Here is a 25,216-nt window from a genome sequence, read left to right as displayed (position 1 = left end):
GTCAACCCAGCATCAAACTCATCGCTTTTCTCGCTGTCCTGTCCGGACGAACATCCGCCCGTATTTCAACCTTTATTTTCCGTTTCCCGTCGCTCAGGATAACTGTCTCTCCAGGAACACATTGTTTATCAAGCAGCACGAAGCCGCAGCAAAGTCCCTTGGCCTGAAATTGTTTGTTGCCTGCCACGCTGACGATTTCGCCATCGACGCGGCCAATGGCCATATCCGTAGTACAGGTCAAGATCGAGCCCAGCCTCTCGCCGGTTTCCGAGGTGACAAAACTGTCACTGCCGGCGCCAATTTTACGCGGGTCGAAACCGGCAAAGGGAAGAGTATACTTGTCCCAATTCGACTGCAACAGCGCTTGTGCACCAATAAAGTCTTTACTGAAACCGGAATGGCCATCGTTGAAAGGCAGGGCAAAGGGCCAGGGATTATTGAGAAATGGCCATGGGCCGATATCCTGGTGGGAAAGCGGCAGGACCGCACCCGCCCTGAGTGAATCACGAGCGGCCAGACCGCAGGCCAGAACGCCCTTTTCTCTTCCCGCCTCAAGTACCATGGTCCAGACGGATACCAGGCGATCAATGGGGACAAAAAGCTCAAAACCGAATTCTCCGGTATAGCCGGTTCTTGACAGCAACAGCGGCGTACCATCGACCAGTTCAACCGAGGCGGAGGTCTGAAGATCGGCGAAACCGCCCTTGCACGAAAAGTACACCAGCCGTTCAAAAACCGCAGCCGGATTTTTAAGAATTTTTCCAAGGATTCTGGCAGAGTCCGGACCCTGAATATCCATCTTGCCGACCCGATCCGTCAGATCGACCACGGTGACGGTCCTCTCCCCACCATTTTCAACAAGATGGCCGGCAATTTCTCCGCCCATGCCGGCATTCACCACCACCATGAAGGACTCAGCCTGCAACTGATAGACAATTGCATCGTCGATTACGGTGCCATCCGTTTTAAGATAAACCCCATAAACACATCGCCCGTCGACCAGCGGTGATTTGCCCTGACCAAGACAACAATCTATATTCTTGCTCAGACAACGCTGCAAAAGAGTTCTTGCCCCCTTGCCCTGCACCGATACCGCGGCCATATGACTGGTATCGAAAATTCCGGCACCCTGAATGACCGCCAGATGTTCGGCTTTAGCGCCCGTCTTATACCAGAGAGGCATATCATAATTGCCGAAAAGAGCCATATTGGCCCCATTTGCCACATGCCAGCTGTGCAGGACAGTTTCTTTGCTTGTTGCCATTTCGTCACCTTTGAGTTTCTCTACAACCTTGACATCTTCGTAATTACGGCAGAGTAAGAGGCACCTTCAGATTAAAGCTCTTATATACAACAAAAGTCTCCACTGCCCTGACGTTCTCCAGCCTTGCCACTTCTTCTGTATAGAATTTCACCATGGGAAATTCCTTGGTAAGCAGCACGGTCAGGATAAGATCAAAACGGCCGGTTACCACGCAAACGGAGATAACTCCGCGTAATTTACTGAACTCCTCGCCTTTTTTGACCAGATCCATATCCTTTAAGCGTACTCCGACCAGAACAATATTCTGTTCGGGCACGGCTTCGGGATCTACGAGGGCGGTTATATCGAGAACGCCCTCTTCTTTCAATTTCTTCACTCTGGCCCGAACTGTCCCCTCAGAAAGCGCCAATAAGTCGGCAATCTTCTTAAACGGCATCCGTCCATCCCGCAGGTGATTAATAATTGCCAGATTTATTTCATCGATTTCCATCGAGAACACCACTTTTCCATTAAACTTTCACGCACGCAAAAGCAAGCGAAATACGATATAATCATCTCACTGGAGATTAAATTACGAATACATTATTTTCAATAGATATCTTTTACGCTTTTCGTATTCATCCATCAATTAATCTGTATTTTTATATCATTTTATGCATTGTCGTTCCATTCGTCACGCCTGTACTGCAAAATGTTGGACCCCAACCACCGGGCAGGTAGGGATTTTCCCTACCTGTCAAACGATTTTCACTTACTCGCTCATGGGTCGAAAGCGCATCCGTTTTGATCCCTTTACCTACATCTATCTCATTAATTTTAATAGATAAAAAACAATACGCCGTTTTGCCCGAAAGGCGCATTTTTCTGTAGCATTTTTTCAAAGTATGGGGAATGCTATGCCCTGAAAACCATGTCCACCGACACTACCAGAAGAGAGCTGCTTTTATTTTTCCGGCGGTATACTAAATATCGCTGGATACGCGTAGCTGAGTCACTGGAACGAAATTTCCTGATCCAGCCAAGAAGGTACCTGGTAGACGCGGTTGCATACAAGATACGGTCTGGTTTGCATCTGCCGGACCTTACACTTTTCACCTCACCTGTGACAAACAGGAAAGGAGTATTCAATGGGAGTATCTAGGCGGGATTTTTTAAAGCTATCAGGCGGCACCGCATTGATAGCATCGCTTGGCGTGAACCTCGATTCGGCAAAGGCTTATGCCCGGGAATTGCGAATCAAAAACGCCAAGCAGACGACAACAATCTGCCCCTACTGTTCAGTCGGGTGCGGCATTATCGTCTATGCGGAAAACGGCAAAATCATCAACACCGAGGGTGATCCCGATCATCCGATCAGTGAGGGCACGCTCTGCTCCAAAGGAGCGTCGGTCATGCAGCTGGCCAATAACGACAAGCGACTCGGCAAGCCGTTGTACCGCGCACCTGGCGAGACGGCATGGAAACAAGTCGAATGGGAATGGGCTCTCGATAGAATTGCCCATTTGGTCAAAGACACCCGGGATAAAAGTTTCAAGACGGTTTCAACCTCCAAAGTCATGGAAAAACAGGCCGACGGCACTGAGCTGCTGGTCGAAAAGGAATTCGTCGTCAACCGGACGGACAAAATCGCCCACGTCGGCAGTGCAGCACTTGACAACGAGGAGTGCTACCTGCTGCAAAAACTTGTTCGGTCCTGGGGCCTGGTGTACGTAGAACACCAGGCGCGTATCTGACACAGCGCAACTGTTGCGGCTCTGGCAGAGTCGTTTGGACGCGGTGCAATGACGAACCACTGGATTGATCTGAAAAACTCCGATGTAATCCTCGCCATGGGCGGGAATCCAGCCTCAAACCATCCCATTTCAATGAAATGGATTATGCGCGCCCGGGAAAAGGGTGCCAAACTGATCTGTGTCGATCCCCGATTTTCACAGACTGCCGCCAAAGCAGATCTCTACGCCCCGCTTCGATCCGGGACGGATATTGCTTTTTTGGGCGGCATGATCAGGTATATTTTAGAAAACGATCTGTATTTCAAGGATTATCTGGTCAACTATTCCAACGCCGCCTTTCTGGTCAACCCCGACTTTAAAGGCCCGGCGGACCTCGACGGTCTTTTCTCCGGCTATAACCCGGATACAAAAAAATACGACAAAGCCAGCTGGGCCTTTCAAAAAGACGAAAACGGTATTGCCCTGAAAGACGTCAGTCTGCAGGACCCCAATTGCGTATTCCAGCTGCTGAAAAAACAGTATGCCCGCTATACCCCGGAAAAAGTTGTGAACATCACCGGGACTCCCATGGATAAACTGATGGAGGTGTATAAGCTCTACAGCTCCACCGGCAAACCCAACCGGGTCGGCACCGAGTGCTACGCCATGGGCTGGACCCAGCACACCATCGGCACCCAGAACATCAGGGCCATGACCATCATCCAGATGCTGCTTGGCAATATGGGCATGCCCGGCGGCGGCATCAACGCCCTGCGCGGCGAGTCAAACGTTCAGGGCTCCACCGACTACGGCATCCTCTTTCATATCCTGCCCGGCTACAATCCGGTACCGAATGCCGCGCTGGTCGATCTTGCCACCTATAACGAAAAAAACACTCCGACAACCAAAGAACCGGGGAGCGTCAACTGGTGGTCAAACCGGCCCAAATACGTCGCCAGTTACCTGAAGGCCGTGTACGGGACCGCGGCAACCAAAGAAAACGATTTCGGCTACTCCTGGATGCCGAAGCTCGATGTCGGCATGAACGCTTCCTGGCTCATGATCTTTGACAAGATGTACAAGGGAGAATTCGACGGCTTCTTCGCCTGGGGCCAGAACCCGGCATGTTCGGGAGCGAACTCCAACAAGACCCGGGAAGCCATGACCAAACTCAAGTGGCTGGTCAACGTCAACCTCTTTGATAACGAAACCGCCTCTTTCTGGCGTGGCCCCGGCATGAACCCCAAAGACATCCAGACGGAAGTCTTCATGCTGCCGTGCTGCTCTTCAATGGAGAAAGAAGGCAGCATCACCAATTCCGGTCGCTGGGGGCAGTGGCGCTATAAAGCTATCGAACCCCAGGGCGGCTCACTGCCCGATGCGGAGATTATCAATGAGCTGTTTTTCAAGGTAAAAGAACTCTACCAGAAAGAAGGCGGCGCCTTTCCGGACCCCATCGTCAACCTCAGCTGGGAATACGGGGAACGCGATGCGTCGGGCAAGATCAAGCATATCGATACCCACGCTATTGCCAAAGAAATCAACGGCTATTACCTCGAGGATGTCTATGACACCAAGGTAGACCCACCCGAACTCATCGGTAAAAAAGGCGACCTGGTGCCAAGTTTTGCCTTCCTTCAGGCCGACGGCTCCACCTCCAGCGGCAACTGGCTTTACTGTAATTCCTATGTCTTAAAAGACGGCAAACCTGTCAACATGATGGCGCGGCGCGGCAAGGAAGATCCGACCGGGCTTGGCCTGTACTCCGGATGGTCCTGGGCCTGGCCGGTAAATCGCCGGATCATCTACAACCGGGCCTCGGTCGATCTGCAGGGAAAACCCTGGGATCCAAACCGTGCGCTCATCGCCTGGAATCCGACCAAACCTGCACCAAAAGGTAAAACCGGAGGCTGGGACGGCGATGTTCCGGACGGCGGCGCTCCACCAATGGCCAGCTCCGGCAAACTGCCCTTTATCATGAAGGCCGATGGCATCGCTTCGGTGTTTGGTCCTGGGCTCGCCGAAGGCCCGTTTCCGGAACACTATGAAGCCCTGGAATGTCCGGTTGAGAAAAACTCGATGTCCGGTCAGCGGATCAATCCGACCATCAAGATTTTCGGCGACAAGATGGATGCATTTGCCTCGTGCGACATGCGCTTCCCCTTTGTCGGTACAACCTACCGTGTCTCCGAGCACTGGCAGACCGGCTGTATGACCCGACACTGTTCCTGGCTGCTGGAAATGCAACCACAGAACTTTGTCGAAATGAGTACCGAACTGGCCAAAGAGCTGAAGCTCGAAAACGGCGAAACGGTTGTCGTCTCCTCCGCCCGGGGTAAGGTCAAGGCCGTCGCTTTGGTCTCCGAGAGGTTCAAGCCGTTCAAGATAGCCGATTCAACCGTCCATCAGGTTGGCCTGCCCTGGCATTTCGGCTGGCAGTTTCCCGAGGACGGCAGCGGCTACGACAGCGCCAATCTGCTAACGCCAAACGTCGGCGACGCGAACACAATGATACCCGAGTCGAAGGCCTTTATGGTCAACGTCCAAAAGGCATAGGGAGAGCAATATGGCAAACGAGACTACCAACAACCGAAAAGCACTCCTGGTCACGCCGGAGGCGTGCATTGGCTGCAGGGCATGCCAGGTGGCATGCAAATCCTGGAACCAGCTGCCCGGCATCAAAACCACCAATCAAGGCACCTATCAGAACCCACCGGATCTGGCCAGTGCTGCATTGAACATTATCCGTTACAGCGAAGTACCGTCGCAGGAAAATCCGGTCCGCTGGCTCTTTGTCAGCAGGCGATGCATGCACTGCGAGGACGCGGGCTGTATGACTGTCTGCCCCTCCGGCGCACTCTATCGGACCCCCGAGGGTGCTGTCGCCTATGACCGTGACAAGTGCATCGGCTGCAAGCTGTGTGTCACCGCCTGCCCGTTCGATGTCCCCCGCTACGATGCGGACGGCAAGGTAACCAAGTGTCATCTCTGCGTTGACAGGATCGGCGCGGCCATGCAACCGGCCTGTGTCAAGACCTGCCCCACCGGAGCATTGAAGTTTGGCGACCGGAACGATCTTATCAGTACCGCCAAAAAGGATGGCTTTACAACCATCTACGGCGAGAAAGATCTGAGCGGCCTGGGCACGATCTACGCTTTCAAGGACGAGCCCCAACTTTACGGCATGAAACAAAATCCAAGCATCCCGAGCAGTGTGGTCTTCTGGCACACCTATCTGAAGCCGCTTTCACTGTTTGGCTTGGGCGGTGTGGTTGCTGCTGCGGCGATCCATTATCTGGCCATAGGCCCCCATAAGGAAAAGGAAGAGGAAAAGGAGGTGTAACATGGCAGAGATGGTAAGAAAATCGAGTGTTGATGAAATTGTGAATCACTGGATACTGGCGGGAAGCTGCTTCCTGCTGATGATCACCGGATACGCTTTCCTGTTTCATATAGACGCCATCAGTAATGTTTTCGGCGGATACAACTCCATGAAAAACGTGCATAACTGGGGAGGAGTCGTTTTTATTATTTCGCTTCTTTACTCCATACGGCATTATCTCATCGATGCGCTGCATTACGACGCTGACGATGTGCAATGGTTTAAGGTTGCGGGCGGGTATCTGTCGCACAAGGTGACAGTGCCGCCGATGGGTAAATATAATCCCGGCCAGAAGCTCTATTATCTGGCTATTCTGGGCGCCGGAATTGCGATAGCCCTCTCGGGATTAGCCATCTGGCTGCTAAAGGATAATGCCGCACTGTTGCTCATTTCCCACCTGGTGCATAATGTCTCCTTTAGCATCTTTGTGATCGCCGTACCGGTTCATATCTACCTTGGAACCTTTGCTAATCCCGGGACATTCCAGCTCATGGTCAGCGGCACTCTGTCGCTTGAAAGCGCCAAGAAAAGGTATCCTAAATGGATGAAAGCGGCTGGCAAGATGTGATGGCGTCGTAAAAACTCCCCAAAGGGGATAGCAATCTTCATCTGCTTCGTTGTGCGCCCTTAGGAAGTGCCCTTGGGGTACAATTTTTCTATCATTACGACGTACTTTAGTACGACGTAATGATAGAAAAATCTTACGCATCGCATATGAAACTTTTTACTTAGCCATCCTGGATGCTAGTATTTGTAACGTGCCCCAATAAACCCGACGTTGCCTATTATATTGAGGAGATGAGGGGATACCGCGGTATCCCCTCCTTTGTCTGCCATGCTGAAAAAAATAGTTATCTGTATTGCCATGCTGCTACTGTGCGGGATGGCGCAGGCCGAAGAGCAAAGGACCGAAGTTCCGATTGGCAACTCGCCGGTCATAGGACCGGCCGATGCGCCTGTTACCATAATCGAGTTCATAGATTTTCAATGACCCCACTGTGTGGCGGCCGGTCCGACCGTCAAACAGATTATGAAGACCTACCCCGATAAAATTCGTCTGGTCATCAAGAATTATCCCTATAAATATCGAGACTTTGCCAAGATCGCCGCTGAGGCATCCCTGGCGGCCCGGGATCAGGGAAAATATTGGGAGATGCACGATATATTGATTAGCCGCTCCCCCAACTTAGACCGGAAAAACCTGCTCGCCTACGCCGAGGAACTGGGCCTTGACATGAAAAAATTCACCGAAGCTCTTGACAGCGGCAAACATGCCAAAGAAGTTGAGAGCGACGTAGCACTCGCTGAGTCAATGGATCTCTACAACACCCCGACCTTCTATATCAACGGCCTGCAGGTTGTTGGCGAACGCCCCTTTGAGTACTTCAAAAAGATCATCGATGCCCAGTTGACGCAGGCAGGAAAATGACGACAAAAATAATACTCTGGCTGTTTCTGGCAGTACTCTGCCTGCCGATTGACGGAATGACTGGCGCACTCAAGCCATTTACCGAAGTGCCGATCCCGGCACATAATCGCCAGACACCGGCGAAGATCGAGCTCGGCAAAAAGCTCTTTTTCGATCGACGCCTGTCCGGTGACGGGACCATGAACTGTGGGACCTGTCACGACCCTAACCAGGGATTCAGTGACGGACTGGCAATTTCCCTCAACTATCCAACTACCCGGAATTGGAGAAATTCGCCGACATTGATCGGTGTTGCCTTCCAGAAATTCCTGTTCCATGACGGTCGTGCAGCAAGCCTGGAGGAGCAGGCGCTCTTTCCGATGATGTCTGCTTTTGAGATGAACCAGAATCTCGATTTTGTGGAGGAGGAGATCCGCGCTGTCCCGGAATACGTCACTGAATTCACAGAGGTGTTTGGTGATAGTGACATCACCCGTGAACGCATCGCCATGGCTATCGCCGCATTCGAACGAACCCTCATTTCCCGCGATACCCCGCTCGACCGGTTCCTCAGCGGAGACGCCAGGGCCCTTTCACCAAAAGCACAGCAGGGATATGAGATATTCACCGGCAAAGGTAATTGCACCACCTGCCATTACGGAGTGACACTGTCTGACGACCAGTTCCATGTCCTCAACGTCGCGGAGAATCCCGAGCACTTGAAAGACCCGCGCATTGCGACAACCCGTCGCTTCGTCGCCAAGCTCTATCACTTCCCGGAATATCGTACCCTGGCAACCGATCCCGGCAGGTATCTTATCACCAAAAAAAAAGAAGACTGGAAGGCCTTCAGAACACCAACACTCAGGGAGATCGCCGCGACAGCGCCCTATATGCATAACGGCATCTACGACTCTCTGGACAAGGTCATTGCATTCCTCAACGAGGGGGGCGGCAAAGACAACAACGAGCTACAGCCTCTGCATCTTTCCCCAGCAGAACTGGAGCAGCTGCGCGTTTTTCTTGAAGAAGGATTAACCGGTACCCCCATCACCCTGACCTACCCAAAAATTCCATAAGGATTATTATGACCATAGATATACAGTCGTTGATCGAACAACGGCCGCACCTCAAAGACCCTCTCGCCCTCTATGCCAAATGGCAGCGCTTTCATCGCGAGGCGAGGGAACTCCTGCCGAAAGGAAAATCCGCCATCTCAGCGGAAGACTCCCAGGCATATCCGCGCGCCGACGCCCGCGCTGTTTTTCGACTGTTTGTTTCGGTCTTCGCTCTGCCCGAAAACGATCTGGAACCGCTTTGCCAGGCGCTGGAAAAAGGTGCAATCGACTTTATGCAGTTGCCACAGGACAAGGTTCCAGACATTTCCGACCTGCCCTATACACCTGAGGAGCTGGCCGGCTTGCTCTTTCTCTTCAGCAGGCCGTACTTTCTGGCACTGCCGGAGATTTTCCCACTGGATGGCAGTCAGTGGGAGAATGGCCGCTGCCCCCTCTGCGCCGCCCAGCCGGCAATGACATCCGTCATGGAAGGCCCCAAACGCAATCTGCACTGTTCCTACTGTGGCACTTCCGGCCCATACCGGTTTATCGGCTGTCCGAACTGTGCGAGTGTCGATTCGGCGCAGCTGAACACCATCATGTCAGAAGACGAACCTGGTTTTCGAGTCGTCACCTGCGATGCATGTCAAACGTACGTAAAGGTAATCGAGTTCCCGCTTCTTAAAGAGATGGGCTTCGACCTGGCGGATTTGGCCAGCCTGCCCCTTGATATCATAGCCCAGCAAAAAGGCTTCGCCCGCATGGCACCAAATCCCATCAGTCTCAAAAAGATCGCCTGACATAAAGCTCATCGCAGCGCCAGGTAGCCGCCAATGACTCTCGTCAAGGTGGTAACCATACAGATGACGGCAAAAACAGTGGCCAACACGGGAAAGTGGCCGGGGAAAAGGCAGCAGAGCACAAAAAAGATCATGGTTTCGGTCCCTTCCGCAAGGCCGGTCAGGTAATAGATCCCTTTTTGTGGATGGACTATGTTGGCTATTCCCCGTCGCTCGGCCATTACGGCAAATGCCAGGAAACTGCTGCCGGTCCCGACAAAAGTGACCAGCAGCAGTGACGCGGCCAGTCCGTTTTGCTCTGGATCGGCTGCGGCAAAACCGAACACCACCGTCGAGTAAAAGATAAAATCCAGGACGATATCAAGAAACCCTCCGGCATCTGTGGCCCTCGTCACCCTGGCCAGCGCGCCGTCGAGCCCGTCGCCAATCCTGTTGAGTGCAATGCAGAGCAGACCCAGCCAGTACAGGTGCAGAGCAAGGGCGGGCAACGCCCCCATGCCGATACCAAAGGCGATAAGAGATACTCTATCTGCACTGCAGCCTGATTTTTTCAATCTGGCAGCTCCCCGGTCCAATGGGGTTCGAAAAAGCCGTAGACTCCAGCGATCAAGCATTGAGCACCTTCCCCCTGAGCGTATGTCTCTCTTAGAAACGGTCAAGAAACGCCAGCTCGGCTTCCGTTGTCCCGATCAGGATCAATTCTTCTCTTTCTTTCAGAGAAATCAAAGGATCAGGGCCGACAATCAGCTTGCCGGCCGATTTGATGGCAATCACCGAACAGCCGGTTGATTGCCTGATGTGGCTCTGCACCAGATTCTTGCCGACCAGAGAGCGGGGCATTGGGCGCCTGAAAATGTTCAGCCCTTCGGTAAACATGGAAATCTCATCATTTTTCAAAATATTGATAATACTGTTTGCCCCCATTGACGCGTATGACAAAACCAGGTCAGCTCCGGCCATATGCAGCTTCGCCACGCTCCGCTCATTAGTCGCCCGACTGATAATCTGAATTTCCGGGCGTAACTGGCGGCAGTAAAATGCCAGGTATATGTTCATGGCATCATTGTGCGTGGTTATGATGACCGTCTTTGTTTCCATGACGCCGGCTTGTTCCAGGACTTTAATATCGGCCGCATCTCCTTCGATAAACATTTCCCCTTTTCCGGCGGTCAGGTTGGGCCTCTTTTCGACGATCCTGTAGCTGATTTGATGCTCTTCCAGCGTTTCGGCGACCGCAAGGCCGACCCGACCGCCACCGAGAATAAGCACCGGAGCACCAGCTGCATGCATCTCTTTGCCGTTAGCATACAGCTCTTCAAATCTATCCAGCTGCTTTGCAGTACCGGCAAGGAGCAGCAGGGTCGTCGAGCTGATCACCGTCTCGGGCCTGGGCACCTGAAACTTTCCTTTCTCCCAGAGCCCGACCACCGTGACTCCAGTCTTCTCCCGCATCCCGATGTCCACCAGATTCTTGCCGCCAAGCGAGGTCTGTACCGCCGATATTTCAGCAATGTGCAACCTGTCAAAGCTGCTGACAAAGTTAACCGGTCTGCCAAGTCCAAGCGTTCGATTGCCCATTGCATGGCCGAGCATCTTGGCAAATTGAAAGACATGGGTATTGCCGGGAAACTGGAGGATATCAAGAGAATTTTCATGGTTGGCGCTGGTGACGATGGGCACGGTGCGGGTAATCTCTCTGACGGTAAAGGCCACCGAGGTGTTGATCATGTCATCACTCGTTGCCACCACCAGGGCGGCGTTCTCAACGCGGAGACGATAATAGGTTTCAGGATCCTCGGGATCCCCGACAACGACCTTGTACCCGGCATCGTAGAGTTCTGCGGCCTGGTGCAGTTCACCAACAACGAGGACATACTCAAATTCGCGCCGTTTCAACTTGGCGACAAGCTTTTCCGTTATCGGGTCGAGACAGGTGATAATGATGTGGCCGGAGGTGTCCTCAGGCAACTCACGGGGGGTACGGCTCTTCGATTGCGCTTCCAGCCACGGGGAGTAAAAAAACTGAATAAAGGTGAACGGCAGCATAATCAACAGCAGGATAACGCCGGAACCAAGGACCATGATAGTAAACAGCAGGCCCAGATCGGTCGAGAAAGTGATATCGCCAAAACCCAGGGTGGACATGACGGTAAGAGTCCAGTACACACCGGTCACCCAGCTGAATTCCCTTCCCTCGTAGAGCATGAGCAGATGGAAGCAAATGCTGTACAGGACAATGATGGAGAAAATAAAAGCGATGAACTTGGCCAACAGGACCATATTTTTCCTGGTGGTTTTGTTCTGAAAGAAAAACAGCAGCTGAGAAGGGAGAAATTTCATAGTGGGTCGAAAAAACAAAAAAATGAATAGATCAGTGCGTGACAGTTTGACCATCTGACCGCCAATCCCCACTGTATATACTAGGCTGAGAATAGCTTTGCTACTATTCTCAATACAGTGGCTCGTGTCAATCCCTGCCACACGACTCTTATAGATTGCCCTCCATCTTCCCGAGAGCTGATATGTATTTGGCAAAACTCCAGAGTGGCTTCACCGCCAGCTACCAGATTCGCCAGTCCTATGAGGCGAAAGAAAACTCCTTTAATTTCCGAATAGTATTTGATCTTGGAAACAACCCCGGCCAGTTCATTCAATCTTTTGCCGACCATGTCGCTTTATTTGACGACAATTTACAGCAGGCTGTCTCAGCCCATACCGGTAAAGACAGCGAGACGGTACTTGAACGAGTACTGCATGATTTCCTGCCGCAGGAGGTACAAAAAAGACTCGATAGCTTCCGGGGGCGCAGTACATTTCGCACAGGCCCACTTACCGACGCGGAGAAAGACCAAATTGCCGCCCAGGTTCATCTGTTTGATCGTCGGCGCCTCTATTATCTTCGTTATGGGGCAGTTGACCAAAGCCGCCTGGCCCGTCTGCATGAAAAAAGCTGTCGTCCGCTGCTTGGTCAAAGCCGCGATGAACGGGAATTTTATTTTACCGCCGAAGAGAAAGCCCTTCAACCTGGTCAGTATCTGCAATATGTCTACGCGATTTTTAATCTCCAGCGATACTTCCACCAGTCTTTTGCCCCGTGGCTGCCGGAATCACTGGCCTTCGAGGAAATAGCCGAACATTTTGAACCGGAGCTGTGTCGATTAAATAACGACCCGCAATTCTGGCAGAACGAGCAGAGAGGCCATGCCCTGCACCACCACCTGACCCGCTACCTGTTCATGTTCTTTGATTACACCCCGGACCGGCGCTCCTTCTTTGCCGATTTTGCCAAATCATTTATGGCCGGCCATCGCACTTTCCGTTGGCCGGAAAAAAAGACAGGCCTGTCGGCTGAAAAGATCAGTGCGGTATTTGCCACCCCTTTTGAACAGTTGAAAAAGATGAACCGGGCGCAACTGAGCCGTCTGTACCGGTCAAAGGCAATGCAGCTGCATCCGGATCGGGGCGGCGACCACGACCTGTTTATCGAACTGACGGCTCTCTATACCGAGCTGCTGAAAACTAAATAGGGCCCCGGCTACCCGGCTGCCCCTCTGCATCTTTTCAGCACGGAAGCTATATAGCCATCGACATCAAACTTGCGGCGACAGCCGGCAGCATTCATATAGCGGATCTTGCCGAACACCGGACGTTCCTGCCAGGCCCGGTCATGCACGCCGCCAATGGCCCAGGCTATCCCCGCATAACCGTTCGGGTCGCGGCCATCCAGCGAGTACCGATCATTGAGCGTTATGGCGTAATCGATTGCCGTTTCGGGATCGACGGTCCATTCCAGGATTTTTTTAGCCCAATACATTCGCAGGTAGCCATGGAGTTTGCCGCTCTGGACCAGATCAAGCTGGCAGGCATTCCAGAGGCTTTCGTGGGTGGCGCCGGCCTCCAGGTCGGCCAGGGAATAGATATACTCTCTTGTATCGCTGCGATGCTGGTTGAGCGTTGTACGCGCCCAGTCGGGAAAACCGGCAAAACGATCGTAGGCAGGTTCGTACAAACAGAAATTATCGGACAGCTCGCGGCGGACAACAAGCTCTTCAAGAAACGGTTCCTTCGCTTCTGGCGACACCTCTGACCGGTTTACCAGCCAGGCCAGTCTCTGGGGGGACAACTGCCCGAAATGCAGATAAGGAGAAAGACCTGACTGACCGTCCACGCACGGATTGTTGCGGAGTGCACCATAAGTATGAAGCTTATCGTGAACAAAAGAAATGGCCGCCTGCAATGCCGCATCTTCGCCTGCCGGCAACCGGGTCTGCAGCACCGGTGCCTGGTCGGCCACGTTGCGGACAAGTCGATCGAAATCAACGGTGGCAGGAACCGGCACACAGGCAAAAGGATGGTGCTTGACAGCCGGGATGTCAGTCAGAAAACTTTCCAGGAGTCGCTTTATTTTCGGCCGAATCGTGTAGGCGGCATACTCCTTTTGGGCAGAAACAGTCCAGGCAGGAATAATATTGTGCGTATCTACCTCAACATACGGCGCCGTCAATTCGGATAAAAGGCTGGCTTTCCAGCACTGTTTAATGCTGAGAGGATCGAAATCACCGATCAACAGGTGGGCATCGATCCCGTGCAAAAATCCAGGGAGTATCTGTTCGGGGCTTTTTTCAAGCAAGGTAAAGCCAATATTCAACTGGTGGAGTTTTTGCCGGACTTCTTGAAGCCCCCTGAGCATGAACCGGTAGTGGCACAAGGTGGCCCCCGGATAATCACCAATCATACAGAATACCACCAGCAATCCTTTGCGGCGGATCAGAGCCTCCTGCTGTGCCAGCAAAAGCGCCCAGTTGTCGCCGACTCTCTGGTCCCGGGACATCCAGTAAACAACGGGCCCTTCTCCCCTTCCGCCATCGGCCAGGCGTCGGCTTCTTCGTTCTATATCGATGTTTCGTCTATTCATTCCCATCAGCCGAATACCTGAAGCGCAAAGTGATAGTTTATACGATTACTTTCCTGCCATTTATTACTTCTTGATGCCACACTAACATATGCTTAATTATTAGTCATGATAGCCTTGCCGGAGAAAATGAGCAATGGCGGGAAAGACGATACATCTTTCAATCTTCGTTGTTATTGTGTAAACAGAAATAAATTCCTCACTAAAAAAATACGCCGATTATGCCTGATGCCATCCCCAAAAAGACTGTACTGATAACCGGTGCGACCGGTTATATCGGCAGACGCCTGAAACATCGTCTGCTGAAGAGTTCTGCTCTGAAAATACGGATTTTGGTCCGCAACCGAAACAAAGTGCAGGTTTCCGTTGCTGACAGGGTCGACATCCGCGAAGGATCGACTTTTGATAAAGACATCCTGCATGATGCCCTGGCAGGGGTTGACACAGCATTTTACCTTATCCATTCCATGGGATCCAAAGATGATTTTCAGGACAGGGATCGGGTCAGTGCCGAGAATTTCCGCGATGCCTGCATAGCAAACGGGGTACGGCGAATCATCTACCTCGGTGGACTAGGCGTGCGGCAGGACGCGAGCAAACATCTGTTGAGCCGGATCGAAACCGGGGAAATTCTTGCCGCCAAACCCGATCGGATCCAGACGATCTGGCTGCGCGCCGGGGCTATTATCGGCTCCGGCAGTGCCAGTTTTGAAATTATCAGAAATATAAGCCAGAAGCTGCCGGTGATGGTAGCCCCCCGCTGGGTGCGAAACCGCACCCAGCCCATCGGTATTGAAGATGTCCTCTCCTATCTGCAGGCATCGATCGATCTGGCACATACCGGGAATCTGATTGTCGATATTGGCGCTGAAAAACTCAGTTTTGAAGAAATGATGCAGCAGGCGGCCGAAATTATGGGGCTGAAGAGATACATTATCCCTGTCCCTGTCCTCTCGCCCCGTCTTTCTTCCTACTGGCTGATCCTTTTTACCCCGCTGCCCTATAAACTTGTCGCGGCACTGGTTGAAGGCCTTAAAAGCGAAACCATTATACAAAACGATAACGCCGCACGATTTTATCCGGAAATACACCCGCATACGTTCAAGCAGACCGTTGCCGATGCAATCGGGGAGCTTGAGCATAACCAGGTGCTCAGTCGGTGGTGTGACAGCAGCAGCAGCGAGGCCTGCGACATTAAGGATTTTGACAACCCTGCCGGGGCTATTTTACGGGATACCCGGATTGTCCCTTTTGCCAATGGCCAGCGACAGCAGGATGTTTTTCGCTCAGCCTGTGCGGTGGGGGGCCGCAATGGTTGGTTTAAGTACAATTATCTTTGGCGAATACGCGGGACTATCGATAAAATGATCGGTGGCTACGGCCTCAATCGGGGCAGGCGAATATGCGGCGAGTTGCGGGTCGGCGATGCACTGGATTTCTGGAAAGTGGTCGATATAAAACCCGACAAACGTCTGCTCCTCTACGCCCAGATGAAATTACCGGGTGAGGCCTGGCTGGAATTCGATGTGCAGCCCGATCAACTGGTGCAGACCGCCCATTTTATACCCCGAGGGGTGCTGGGTCGGTTGTACTGGTATCTGGTTCTGCCCCTGCATCATTTTGTTTTCAACAATCTAGCCCGGACCGTTGTCAGTGCTGCCGGCAAAACCGAGTAACACCCTGGCAGTCTGCAGATGCGACGCCAACTGTATCATGAGATACTGTCCGACGCCCTCGCCGCTTCCTGCTGCTCCTGCCGGCCCGGAAACAGCTTGCAGAAATAATTTCCCATCTTAGAATGATAATCAGGAGTACAACCGAATCGTGACAACTCGATAAAACTCTCAACAACGCATTGCAAAGATACCGAAATGGCGATAAAAAAAATTATTCTCTACAGCTTGACCACCTGCGTGTTCTGTCAGGCCATCAAGAAAATGTTCGACGATCTGGCAATCGCCCACACATGTATACAGGCAGACGAACTCTCTGCAGAAGACAAGAAAAAGGTTTTAAAAGACCTCAGGAGCGTTAATCCACAATGCTCTTTTCCTACGGTAGTGGTTGATGGTGAGGTTATCGTGGGATATAAAGTTCAGGAAATAAAAGAAAAAATAGGCATTCATACCGAAGTGGATGAGCTGTACGAGATGCTGAGAAAAATCAACGAGCCCAAAGGGTATTATTTGAATGGCGACAAAGAAAAAACCTTCGAGCTTCTGCGCAGCCTGCTCACCAATAAAAAACGTTATGGCTATATGGCCTGTCCATGCCGACTTGCCTCCGGGGTACGCGAGAACGATCGCGATATTATCTGCCCCTGCATCTATCGAGAACCGGATGTCGCGGAATTCGGGAGCTGCTTCTGCTCGCTCTATGTCTCGGCAGACTGGTATACCGGCAAGGTGAAACGCCAGATAGTTCCTGAGAGAAGACCGCCCGAACTCTACGAAGACTGAGCCGCTTGGCTTGTACGTATGGTGGCATGATCAGACACACCTTTTTCAGGGGGTACAGCTTCCATAACGCAGAGTTACTGTTCTGTCCTTTTAACTCGATTTCATTTTTCAGGAGGTGCAAGTGATACATCAATTCGATACGGTTATTGTCGGTTCAGGGGGCGCTGGCCTCTATGCCGCGCTCGAGGCCAGTCAAAAGTCCAGGACAGCAGTTTTATCCAAATTACACCCGGTCAGGAGTCATACCGGGGCGGCTCAGGGGGGCATCAGCGCAGCTCTCGGCAATGTCGAGGAAGACAAGGCGGAATGGCACGCCTTTGATACGGTCAAAGGCGGCGATTATTTGGTCGACCAGCAGGCGGCACAGACTCTTGCAGAGGAGGCAATCCAGGCGGTCTATGATCTGGAGAACCGAGGCCTGCCGTTCAATCGCACCAAGGACGGGCGCATCGACCAGCGGCGTTTTGGCGGCCATACCCGCAATTTCGGCGAAGGCCCCGTGCACCGCGCCTGCTATGCCGCCGACAGAACCGGCCATATGATCCTGCAGACCCTGTATCAGCAGTGCATCAAAAACAAGGTGTCTTTTTTTGATGAGTACCAGGTACTCGATGTGATTCTTGAAGACAACACCTGCAAGGGCGTGGTGGTAGTCGAGCTTGCAACTGGAGAGCTGCATATATTTGCCGCCAAAGCGGTGCTCTTTGCCACCGGCGGCTTCGGCCGGATGTTTAAAATCACATCCAATGCGTATGCCAACACCGGTGACGGTCCTGCCGTGTGCGCACGGCGCGGCATTCCACTGGAGGATATGGAATTTTATCAATTCCATCCAACCGGTATTATGGGACTGGGCATTCTCATCTCCGAGGCGGTCAGGGGCGAGGGAGGTATCCTGCGCAACCGCAAAGGCGAACGTTTTATGGAAAGATATTCGCCAAAGCTGCTTGATCTGGCACCCCGCGATATAGTTGCCCGGTCGATCCAGACCGAGATACGTGCCGGAATGGGTATTCGGGGCGACAGCAAAATAGATGATTATGTCCATTTGGACGCCACCCATCTGGGCAAAGAAACCCTGAAGAAAAAACTTCCCGATATTACCGATTTCTGTAAAACCTATCTCGGCATCGATCCGGCAGATGCCCCTATTCCGGTCCTGCCGACGGCCCACTATGCCATGGGTGGAATCCCCACCGATATGCACGGCCGGGTGCTCAAAGATGCTGACAATACCATCGTTTCCGGTCTCTATGCCGCCGGTGAATGTGCCTGCGTTTCCGTCCATGGTGCAAACCGCCTGGGTACCAACAGCCTGCTCGATCTGGTTGTTTTTGGCCGACGTGCCGGACAGCATATCGCCGAATATATCAAAAGTGCCAAGGCAGCAGTGGTCGATGACTCCGCGGCCAACGATGCGCGGGAGTGGATCAGCCGTATCACCGATGGCGCAGCAGGCCCCCATGGCGGCCACATCAGCGAGGAGATGCAGACGACAATGATGGAAAAAGTCGGCATTTATCGCAATGCACAGCAAATGCAGGCCGCCGTGGATGAAATACAGGCACTGCGCAAACGCTATCATGCGGTCCGTGTGCAGGACACCAGCAAGAGTTTCAATACCGATCTGCTGGAGGTCATCGAGCTGGGCAATCTCCTCGATCTCTCACTGGTAACCGCAGCGGCGGCGTTGCAGCGCCAGGAAAGCCGCGGGGCACACAGCCGTGAAGACTTTACCGAACGAGACGATGAGAAGTGGCTGAGACATTCCCTGGCCTATCTGGAAGGCGATACGGTACGACTTGACTATAAACCAGTCGACACCTCAATCTGGGAACCCAAACCGCGTATTTACTGAGTTACAGGAGCCTCTCATGAATATCATTCTCAAAATAAAACGGTATAACCCTGACACCGACAAACAGCCGTACGTGCAGGAATACAAAGTAGATGTTCAGCCAAACGAACGATTGCTGGATGCCCTCATGCAGATCAAACGGTTCCAGGACGGCAGCCTGGGATTTCGCAAGAGCTGTGCCCATGGGGTTTGCGGATCGGACGCCATGCGGATTAATGGCAAAGATGGACTGGCCTGTAAGACTCTGGTAAAGGATGTGGTTGAAAAGGACGGTGACATCGTGACGGTGGAACCGCTTCATCACCTGCCGGTTTTGCGCGACCTGATTGTCAAACAGGACGATTTTTTCAATAAATATCGTGCGGTACAGCCTTTTCTTATTAATGACGAAAAGATGGACAGGCAGGAAAGAGTGCAATCGCCGGAAGAACGGCTGGTATTCGACGACACCACCAACTGCATTCTCTGCGGAGCGTGCTATTCGTCGTGCCCTATCCTGGATACAAAACCAGATTATATTGGTCCTGCAGCCTGCGTTCAGGCATTCCGGTTTATTGCCGATTCTCGCGATCGTGCCAAAAACGAACGCCTGCAGATGGTCCACACATCAGATGGGGTATGGGCCTGTGACAATCATTTTAAATGCACCCAATGTTGTCCCCGCGGTATTCTCATCACCAAGCGTATCAATCAGACGAAACAGATGATCAAGGAACTGAAAGGGGTTAAAAAATGATGGGGTAAAAACCCCAACCCTCCGTTATCTCCTAGGAGTTACGGATGGAGGGGCGGTTTTGGGCTGGTTGCCGACAAGACAAAGGATGTCGAAAGCCAGCCCAAAACTCAGTCTTTTACCGCAGGGACACTTCCTGTGGGCGTGTATCACAGCATCACCTGCCCATCGTTTTTTACAGATGATCCAGAACTACCCCAAATCAGCTCTCCAGGTTCTCACCGCCAGAGCTGACTTTAGTGCGGCATTTCATAAGTGTCGAGCAACATTTCACCCTCAATCGAATCATCCGCCTTCAGGTCGGGCCGGCTGTTCAAAATACGGGCACAGCAATTCCAGCGAATAACAGCCTCCTGATTTTTCGGATCGTCCTCGCCGAGGGCTTGGTCAAAAGCCTCCATAGCCTTGACAAACCAGTCATATGCCGCAGTTCCTGCGCCCGGTCCGCCTTGATGGAGATGAAACTTTGCCCGCCGTTCAAAAATCACACCTTGGTAGTATGCCTTGCTGTAGGAATTATCGAGCTGCGCAATAACTTCCTGTGCCTGCTCAAAAGCCGGAACAATTCCTGACACCCGAAACTTATCGGTTAATGCCAGCAATAAGGTGATGAGGGCTTCCTGGTGCCCCGGCTGCCCGGCCAGAATATCGAGACAGATACTCTCGGCTACATCCGGTTCATTGAGGAGACGGTAACGTCTGGCTTTTTCAAGTGCTGCTTCGGTTGCCTCGGGTTTCAGGGGTTTTAATTGTATCATATTGATTGTCCTATAATTGGGTTTATCTGACGGCAGTCAGTAGATAGGTACATCAAGATTATATGGATTAAAATCGTATTTGCAAGGGGATACGTTGAATCCGCCGCAGCCCTTTTTTCAAGCGCCGGACCATTTCTTTCCGCACAAAACCCATAAACGGATGCGCTTCCGGCAAGGAATGCATAAATCTTTTCCGAACAAAGGAAATAACTATCGTTTTTTTCCGCTTTCATCCACTTTTGCATGCATGCTGCAATACATGACCAGGCTCCAGAGACAGGCCCAGAGCAATGACAAAAAAGCCAGGGCCTGCAGCAGCGGCCATTGAAAAGAAGCTGCCCCCAGCCGTACGCCGGCCCAGTAGGCAGCCGGCCCGCCCAGGGCACCGAACACCGCCGACAGTACGGGCCGGGATTGCAGCCAGGCAAGGCTATGATGCGGCGTGATGGCCAGGCCGAGCCAGATCACCATCAGCCAGAGAGGAATGGGAAATCCGGCAGTGGTAAATTTAAAAAACCCGATATGCTGCAGGGTGCCGTCAACAGCCAGGCCGAGAAACGCCATAATACCCATCATTTTCAAATCCGCAGCTCTGCTGCCGGTCAGGGCAAGATGCATGAGCAGTAGAGGCAGTGCGGCCAGTGCTCCTCTGTTGCCCCCCAGAACACAGAGAAACCAGATGAGCTGATATAAAAGCACATTGATGAACCCCGGTAAAAGGGAAGTAAGCCGGGACAGGTGCCCTGGTGATGACTTTAAATTTTTGATATCGATACAACCTCCGGATTTCTTGTATTTTGCCAGGTTTTCAGGGGCAAGGCACTCATATTTCCATGAGCCCTACCGCCCTCGATGGCCCGGACGGGATGCCACGAGTTGAACAACGCTTATCGATCTTTCCAGAAAACCACCCTCGCAATAGCAGAGATAATATTCCCAGAGTCGCCTGAAGGTCTCGTCATAGCCATTATTGCGCAGGCCGGCAAACGATTCATTAAAACGACTCCGCCAATCCCTGAGGGTCCTGGCATAATCGAAGCCGAAGTCATCTAACTGCCGGACAACCATGTCGGTTTTTTCCGCAATCAGTTGCAGCATCCTGGAATTAGACGGCAGACAACCACCGGGGAAAATATATCGCTGGATAAAATCAACTGTACGTGTGTACTGTTTATACTTCTGGTCGGTGATGGTTATGGCCTGCAACAGCATTTTCCCGTCCGGCTTGAGCAGTTCACCGCATTGAGCAAAAAAAACCGGTAAAAATCGATGGCCTACAGCCTCGATCATTTCGATGCTGACCAGTTTATCGTACTGGCCCGTCAGATCCCGGTAATCACTGCGCAATAGCGTTATCCTGTCAGTCAAACCTGCATCCCTGACTCTTTTGGCAGCCTCCTGGTACTGCGCATCTGAGATAGTGGTGGTTGTTACATGGCAGCCGTAATTTTTTGCCGCATAGATGGCAAAACCACCCCAACCGGTACCGATCTCAATAACCCGATCCGTAGGCTGCAGATCAAGTTTGCGACAGATGATCTCCAGTTTATGGGCCGATGCTTCTTCAAGACTGGCGTCAGCTCGGGGATATATTGCCGAGCTGTACATCATGGTTGGGTCGAGAAAAGACGCGTACATGTCATTACCAAGATCATAGTGGGCCAGGATATTGCGCTTGGACCGGCTTTTACTGTTGGCGTTCAGCGCATGGCGCAGCAGATCGACAGGTCGGAGCAACCATGCAAAACCCCGTTCCATTCGATCTAAGAAAGCCATATTGAGCACCATAATCCGCACCAGAGCCGTCAAATCATCGACTTTCCAGATTCCATCAACATAGGCCTCGCCCCCGCCGATCGAGCCGCCCAAAAGGACCTTGCGGTAAAAGCTTTTGTCGTTCACCAGAATATGCGCCCGTAACGATCCTCCTTTGCCAAAGACCCATTTCTTATGGCCTTCCTGCAGGATAATCTGCCCATGCTGCAGTCCGGTCAACATTTTCAAGACCAGAAATCTCGACCAGCTGACCGGAAGCGATTTCTTGGTTGCTGAAGTTTCACATCGGGCGGCGGTAGTGCTGTTATTCATATCATCTCCTTCTCATAGGGAACATAAGGCACCCCTTTTCTATAGAGCTTGAAGGCCTGCCAGTAGATTCCGGCGATTATATAGAGCGTCATGGCCGGTCTTCTGAGCAGCTCTTTCGTCACAGTGTTCCTGGCAAAGGGGTGTCTTCTCAGGTTGAGAAATGCCTGAAAGACACGGCCCCGTTCATCGTCTACGCCAAGCTGTACCGTGAGGGTTTCAGCCGGGGCTTTGATCTTCCAGCTATAGTGCTGTTGAATCGAATTAAACGGCGATACACGAAATTGTTTTGCATTGTCAGGCTCAAGCGCATTATCGCCGACATAATGCGCGTACTGATGCCGCTCATTCCAGGGAATATTCGACACTTCAGCCAGGAAATGGGTCAATATCCCACTGCCGTCATAACCGTAGTAAAAATTTACCGGACTAAAGTACACCCCCAGGGTTCGCATATTGAGCAGCCCGCAAACCTGCCCGGTGACCGGCCGACCTGTCAGCTCCTCCATCCTGTTTCTTATGGCACCGGCTAACGGCACGGCGGGGTCTCCATAATAATCAGGACGATAAAATCGACTGAGAGCCCGTCTGGTCGTCGAAAACCACGGGAAAACCGAGGGCAGGGCGTCAAGTTCATCAAGATTGAGAAACCACATAAAAAATCGGTATTGAAAACGGTGTTCCACTGGAAGCTGTCGTTTATGGGCGATGGTGCCCACGTACAGGGCCGGTTTCATGATCGCTCTCCTATTGCTGCGCAGACCCGCAGCGCACTTCGGACGCCATCTTCATGAAATCCGTTATACCAGTATGCCCCGCAGAAATGGCTGTTGTTCAGCCCTGAAATGTCCCCCCACCGCTGTTGCGCCTGTATGGCAGCGACAGTATAAACCGGATGGTTGTAGGTAAAACGCTGCAGGACATGTTGCTCAGGGATTTCTTGATTGAGCGATACCAGATAGGTATTTTTTTTAGACAGGCGCTGCAAAATATTCATGTTGTAGGTAAGCGTCGTCTGCTCCCTGGCGACATCGACCATATTGTAATTCCAACTGGCCCAGGCCAGTCTTCTTTTGGGCAGAAAAGAGATATCACTGTGCAGAACGACATTATTTTCCGAGGTGTGAAACTGTCCCAGAACAGATCGTTCCGCAGCGGATGGCTCCTGCAGCAGATAAAGAGCCTGCCTGCCATGACAGGCAAAGATTATTTCATCAAAGCCAGTGGTTCCTTCTGCGGTGCTCACCTGCACCCTGTTGTCTGCTCTGGCAACGCCGACGACTGCACTTCTCAATCTGATACGATCACGAAAGCCCGCCGTCAGGGGCTCAATATAACTACTTGAACCTCCTTCAATGGTGTACCATTGCGGCCTGTTGATTATGTCGAGCAGTCCATGATTATCGAAGAATCGAACAAAAAACTGCAGGGGAAAATCCTTACAACTCTCAAGTCCCATCGACCAGATCGCCGAAATGATCGGCAGCAGATAATTCTCTATAAACAGAGCTGAGTAGCTGTTTTGTTCTAAAAACTGGCCGATAGTGAGCGTTTCGTTTTCACCAGCGGCCCTTCGCACCTGTTTATTAAAGCGGACAATGTCTCTCACCATGGACAAGAACCGGGGACGGACCAGGTTGCTGCGCTGGGCGAAAAGAGTGTTCAGGTTGTTACCGTTGTACTCGAGATCGATGCGATCGTTACGCACCGAAAAACTCATTTCGGTCGGCTGGTACTTCACTCCCAGCCGCTCGATCAACTCGATAAAATGGGGATAGGTACGGTCATTGAAGACTATAAAACCGGTATCGATATCGGAGACTTCGCCGTCTTTTTCAACCCTGACCGTATGGGTATGCCCACCAATATAGTCATTAGCCTCAAAGACGCTGACATTATGGTGTGGAGCGAGGGTGTAGGCACAGGTCAGGCCTGCTATTCCGGAACCAACGATAGCTATCTCCTTTCTTCGCATACTCTCTCCATCTTCTCGTCAAGGTTAGGCCAGATGACACGTGGCAGATACGGATGAATCAGCCCGAGAGATGCAAAACGTTTTGGAATAAGAATTTTCATGCTTCTCTCTCTCCAGGGTGTCAGGCCTATCACGTTTACAGATCAGAATAATTTATCTTTTTTGAAATACAATGGTTATTTCGCCAACTGTAAAGCCAAGCTTCGACATGGTCGCCTTATTCAGCAAAATTTTGTCATCCACGAGAAACATCCAGTCGTCAAAGGTAATCTTCCAGGCGGTATCATCAACCTTGATGTTCAGCACATACTGCCAATTGAGGACGTTGCCATACAGCGTTCCACTGGCGCTGTTGACTACATCTTCAGCCCTGCCGGCATACCTGTGGTTGTCCAGTCGGTCCAGTATCCAGGTTCTTGTCGACTTCTCCCCATCGCTCCAGTCGAAATTTTCGGCAAGGATCAGACTGCCATCACTGTTGACAGTACCGGTAATTGCCACGGTGAACTGACGTGTCAGTCGTCCTTTTCTATCCTGCACTATGCCCCACCCCTTAGTCTGTCCCTGAAAGAAGCTATACAGATCAAGGGCAGGCTGGTTCGCACTGTACTGTTTCATGTCTATTGCGGAGCAGCCTGTCAGGACAACACAAAGAGCAATCATAATAAATAGTCGCATCGGGGTTCCTTCCTTTTTTCTGATTGGGTGGGGTAGAACCTATCATGGAATATATTATAAGATTGGAAACAACCCGCGCAACGATAGCCTAGATGCTGTTTATTGATAGCAAATACTATCATACAAATGACAGT

At 51.9% G+C, this 25,216-nt stretch carries 23 protein-coding genes; 12 read left to right on the top strand and 11 right to left on the bottom strand.

All coding sequences use genetic code 11. The features are described 5' to 3' along the window. Position 1: 1 nt before the first annotated feature. Positions 2-1,264, bottom strand: coding sequence for an aminomethyltransferase family protein (locus FCL47_RS16505; protein ID WP_136814636.1), 1,263 nt, complete (start codon positions 1,262-1,264; stop codon positions 2-4). 43 nt (positions 1,265-1,307) lie between these two features. Next, a complete protein-coding gene (locus FCL47_RS16500; protein ID WP_136814635.1) occupies positions 1,308-1,754 on the bottom strand; it encodes an Lrp/AsnC family transcriptional regulator in 447 nt (148 codons plus the stop codon). Positions 1,755-2,391: 637 nt separating this feature from the next. Between FCL47_RS16500 and fdnG the strand changes: the two genes are divergently transcribed. The 7 genes from fdnG to FCL47_RS16470 all read left to right on the top strand — a co-directional run bounded on the left by fdnG (position 2,392) and on the right by FCL47_RS16470 (position 9,624). Further along, positions 2,392-5,532: a formate dehydrogenase-N subunit alpha gene (fdnG, locus tag FCL47_RS16495; RefSeq protein ID WP_136814634.1), complete on the top strand. Its 3,141-nt coding sequence runs from the start codon at positions 2,392-2,394 to the stop codon at positions 5,530-5,532. A gap of 10 nt (positions 5,533-5,542) precedes the next feature. Then, a complete protein-coding gene (locus FCL47_RS16490; RefSeq protein ID WP_136814633.1) occupies positions 5,543-6,319 on the top strand; it encodes a 4Fe-4S dicluster domain-containing protein in 777 nt (258 codons plus the stop codon). Position 6,320: 1 nt separating this feature from the next. Then, on the top strand, positions 6,321-6,926 hold the full coding sequence (locus FCL47_RS16485) for a formate dehydrogenase subunit gamma (RefSeq protein WP_136814632.1): 606 nt from the start codon (positions 6,321-6,323) through the stop codon (positions 6,924-6,926). Positions 6,927-7,193: 267 nt separating this feature from the next. Next, the gene (locus tag FCL47_RS24595; protein ID WP_167496534.1) at positions 7,194-7,349 is read left to right on the top strand and encodes a hypothetical protein; all 156 of its coding nucleotides are present in this window, start codon (positions 7,194-7,196) and stop codon (positions 7,347-7,349) included. A 9-nt stretch (positions 7,350-7,358) separates the two neighbouring features. Further along, positions 7,359-7,787, top strand: a complete 429-nt coding sequence (locus tag FCL47_RS16480; protein WP_255580727.1) for a thioredoxin domain-containing protein — start codon at positions 7,359-7,361, stop codon at positions 7,785-7,787. Then, positions 7,784-8,845 (top strand): cytochrome-c peroxidase, encoded by a 1,062-nt coding sequence (locus FCL47_RS16475; protein ID WP_136814630.1) that lies wholly within the window; start codon positions 7,784-7,786, stop codon positions 8,843-8,845. Before FCL47_RS16480 ends, FCL47_RS16475 begins: the two co-directional genes overlap by 4 nt. Before the next feature lie 8 nt (positions 8,846-8,853). Further along, the gene (locus FCL47_RS16470) at positions 8,854-9,624 is read left to right on the top strand and encodes a formate dehydrogenase accessory protein FdhE (protein WP_136814629.1); all 771 of its coding nucleotides are present in this window, start codon (positions 8,854-8,856) and stop codon (positions 9,622-9,624) included. Between the two features lie 8 nt (positions 9,625-9,632). Here the strand turns inward: FCL47_RS16470 and FCL47_RS16465 are convergent, their stop codons facing one another. After that, the gene (locus FCL47_RS16465; protein ID WP_136814628.1) at positions 9,633-10,238 is read right to left on the bottom strand and encodes a CDP-alcohol phosphatidyltransferase family protein; all 606 of its coding nucleotides are present in this window, start codon (positions 10,236-10,238) and stop codon (positions 9,633-9,635) included. 31 nt (positions 10,239-10,269) lie between these two features. Further along, positions 10,270-11,964: a TrkA family potassium uptake protein gene (locus FCL47_RS16460; RefSeq protein ID WP_136814627.1), complete on the bottom strand. Its 1,695-nt coding sequence runs from the start codon at positions 11,962-11,964 to the stop codon at positions 10,270-10,272. Between the two features lie 182 nt (positions 11,965-12,146). Here FCL47_RS16460 and FCL47_RS16455 point away from each other — a divergent pair, with 182 nt between their 5' ends. Continuing rightward, a complete protein-coding gene (locus FCL47_RS16455) occupies positions 12,147-13,151 on the top strand; it encodes a hypothetical protein (RefSeq protein ID WP_136814626.1) in 1,005 nt (334 codons plus the stop codon). Positions 13,152-13,159: 8 nt separating this feature from the next. Here FCL47_RS16455 and phrB read toward each other — a convergent pair whose 3' ends face one another. Then, positions 13,160-14,539, bottom strand: a complete 1,380-nt coding sequence (gene phrB / locus FCL47_RS16450) for a deoxyribodipyrimidine photo-lyase (protein ID WP_240744268.1) — start codon at positions 14,537-14,539, stop codon at positions 13,160-13,162. A 218-nt stretch (positions 14,540-14,757) separates the two neighbouring features. Between phrB and FCL47_RS16445 the strand changes: the two genes are divergently transcribed. The 4 genes from FCL47_RS16445 (at position 14,758) to FCL47_RS16430 (ending at position 19,589) form a co-directional block, all read left to right on the top strand. Further along, complete coding sequence (locus FCL47_RS16445) at positions 14,758-16,212, top strand: SDR family oxidoreductase (RefSeq protein WP_136814624.1); 1,455 nt, start codon at positions 14,758-14,760, stop codon at positions 16,210-16,212. 195 nt (positions 16,213-16,407) lie between these two features. After that, positions 16,408-16,995: a ferredoxin-thioredoxin reductase catalytic domain-containing protein gene (locus FCL47_RS25475; protein WP_136814623.1), complete on the top strand. Its 588-nt coding sequence runs from the start codon at positions 16,408-16,410 to the stop codon at positions 16,993-16,995. A gap of 115 nt (positions 16,996-17,110) precedes the next feature. Continuing rightward, positions 17,111-18,853: a succinate dehydrogenase flavoprotein subunit gene (gene sdhA, locus FCL47_RS16435; RefSeq protein ID WP_370459569.1), complete on the top strand. Its 1,743-nt coding sequence runs from the start codon at positions 17,111-17,113 to the stop codon at positions 18,851-18,853. 16 nt (positions 18,854-18,869) lie between these two features. Then, the gene (locus FCL47_RS16430; RefSeq protein WP_136814621.1) at positions 18,870-19,589 is read left to right on the top strand and encodes a succinate dehydrogenase iron-sulfur subunit; all 720 of its coding nucleotides are present in this window, start codon (positions 18,870-18,872) and stop codon (positions 19,587-19,589) included. Positions 19,590-19,822: 233 nt separating this feature from the next. On the opposite strand, the gene FCL47_RS16425 is transcribed toward FCL47_RS16430, so the two are convergent. The 6 genes from FCL47_RS16425 to FCL47_RS16400 all read right to left on the bottom strand — a co-directional run bounded on the left by FCL47_RS16425 (position 19,823) and on the right by FCL47_RS16400 (position 25,082). After that, positions 19,823-20,344, bottom strand: a complete 522-nt coding sequence (locus FCL47_RS16425) for a hypothetical protein (RefSeq protein WP_136814620.1) — start codon at positions 20,342-20,344, stop codon at positions 19,823-19,825. Positions 20,345-20,554: 210 nt separating this feature from the next. After that, positions 20,555-21,043 (bottom strand): DUF2878 domain-containing protein, encoded by a 489-nt coding sequence (locus tag FCL47_RS16420; protein ID WP_240744267.1) that lies wholly within the window; start codon positions 21,041-21,043, stop codon positions 20,555-20,557. Positions 21,044-21,184: 141 nt separating this feature from the next. Further along, positions 21,185-22,432, bottom strand: a complete 1,248-nt coding sequence (locus tag FCL47_RS16415) for a cyclopropane-fatty-acyl-phospholipid synthase family protein (protein ID WP_136814618.1) — start codon at positions 22,430-22,432, stop codon at positions 21,185-21,187. After that, positions 22,429-23,166 (bottom strand): DUF1365 domain-containing protein, encoded by a 738-nt coding sequence (locus FCL47_RS16410; RefSeq protein WP_136814617.1) that lies wholly within the window; start codon positions 23,164-23,166, stop codon positions 22,429-22,431. Before FCL47_RS16410 ends, FCL47_RS16415 begins: the two co-directional genes overlap by 4 nt. Further along, entirely contained in the window at positions 23,163-24,404 is a 1,242-nt protein-coding gene (locus tag FCL47_RS16405; protein WP_136814616.1) for an NAD(P)/FAD-dependent oxidoreductase, read from the bottom strand. Before FCL47_RS16405 ends, FCL47_RS16410 begins: the two co-directional genes overlap by 4 nt. A gap of 153 nt (positions 24,405-24,557) precedes the next feature. Continuing rightward, on the bottom strand, positions 24,558-25,082 hold the full coding sequence (locus FCL47_RS16400) for a DUF3833 domain-containing protein (protein WP_136814615.1): 525 nt from the start codon (positions 25,080-25,082) through the stop codon (positions 24,558-24,560). Positions 25,083-25,216: the final 134 nt, after the last annotated feature.

The organism is Desulfopila sp. IMCC35006, assembly GCF_005116645.1.
In the GTDB taxonomy this organism is placed as follows: domain Bacteria; phylum Desulfobacterota; class Desulfobulbia; order Desulfobulbales; family Desulfocapsaceae; genus Desulforhopalus_A.
Note: the sequence above shows the minus strand (reverse complement) of the source record. Positions and strands in the feature narration are given on the sequence as shown.

Coding starts and splice junctions, on each gene's coding strand:
- FCL47_RS16505 (WP_136814636.1), bottom strand. CDS start 1,264: ATGGCAACAAGCAAAGAAACTGTCCTGCACAGCTGGCATGTGGCAAAT.
- FCL47_RS16500 (WP_136814635.1), bottom strand. CDS start 1,754: ATGGAAATCGATGAAATAAATCTGGCAATTATTAATCACCTGCGGGAT.
- FCL47_RS16490 (WP_136814633.1), top strand. CDS start 5,543: ATGGCAAACGAGACTACCAACAACCGAAAAGCACTCCTGGTCACGCCG.
- FCL47_RS16485 (WP_136814632.1), top strand. CDS start 6,321: ATGGCAGAGATGGTAAGAAAATCGAGTGTTGATGAAATTGTGAATCAC.
- FCL47_RS24595 (WP_167496534.1), top strand. CDS start 7,194: ATGCTGAAAAAAATAGTTATCTGTATTGCCATGCTGCTACTGTGCGGG.
- FCL47_RS16475 (WP_136814630.1), top strand. CDS start 7,784: ATGACGACAAAAATAATACTCTGGCTGTTTCTGGCAGTACTCTGCCTG.
- FCL47_RS16470 (WP_136814629.1), top strand. CDS start 8,854: ATGACCATAGATATACAGTCGTTGATCGAACAACGGCCGCACCTCAAA.
- FCL47_RS16465 (WP_136814628.1), bottom strand. CDS start 10,238: ATGCTTGATCGCTGGAGTCTACGGCTTTTTCGAACCCCATTGGACCGG.
- FCL47_RS16460 (WP_136814627.1), bottom strand. CDS start 11,964: ATGAAATTTCTCCCTTCTCAGCTGCTGTTTTTCTTTCAGAACAAAACC.
- FCL47_RS16455 (WP_136814626.1), top strand. CDS start 12,147: ATGTATTTGGCAAAACTCCAGAGTGGCTTCACCGCCAGCTACCAGATT.
- phrB (WP_240744268.1), bottom strand. CDS start 14,539: ATGAATAGACGAAACATCGATATAGAACGAAGAAGCCGACGCCTGGCC.
- FCL47_RS16445 (WP_136814624.1), top strand. CDS start 14,758: ATGCCTGATGCCATCCCCAAAAAGACTGTACTGATAACCGGTGCGACC.
- FCL47_RS25475 (WP_136814623.1), top strand. CDS start 16,408: ATGGCGATAAAAAAAATTATTCTCTACAGCTTGACCACCTGCGTGTTC.
- FCL47_RS16430 (WP_136814621.1), top strand. CDS start 18,870: ATGAATATCATTCTCAAAATAAAACGGTATAACCCTGACACCGACAAA.
- FCL47_RS16425 (WP_136814620.1), bottom strand. CDS start 20,344: ATGATACAATTAAAACCCCTGAAACCCGAGGCAACCGAAGCAGCACTT.
- FCL47_RS16415 (WP_136814618.1), bottom strand. CDS start 22,432: ATGAATAACAGCACTACCGCCGCCCGATGTGAAACTTCAGCAACCAAG.
- FCL47_RS16410 (WP_136814617.1), bottom strand. CDS start 23,166: ATGAAACCGGCCCTGTACGTGGGCACCATCGCCCATAAACGACAGCTT.
- FCL47_RS16405 (WP_136814616.1), bottom strand. CDS start 24,404: ATGCGAAGAAAGGAGATAGCTATCGTTGGTTCCGGAATAGCAGGCCTG.
- FCL47_RS16400 (WP_136814615.1), bottom strand. CDS start 25,082: ATGCGACTATTTATTATGATTGCTCTTTGTGTTGTCCTGACAGGCTGC.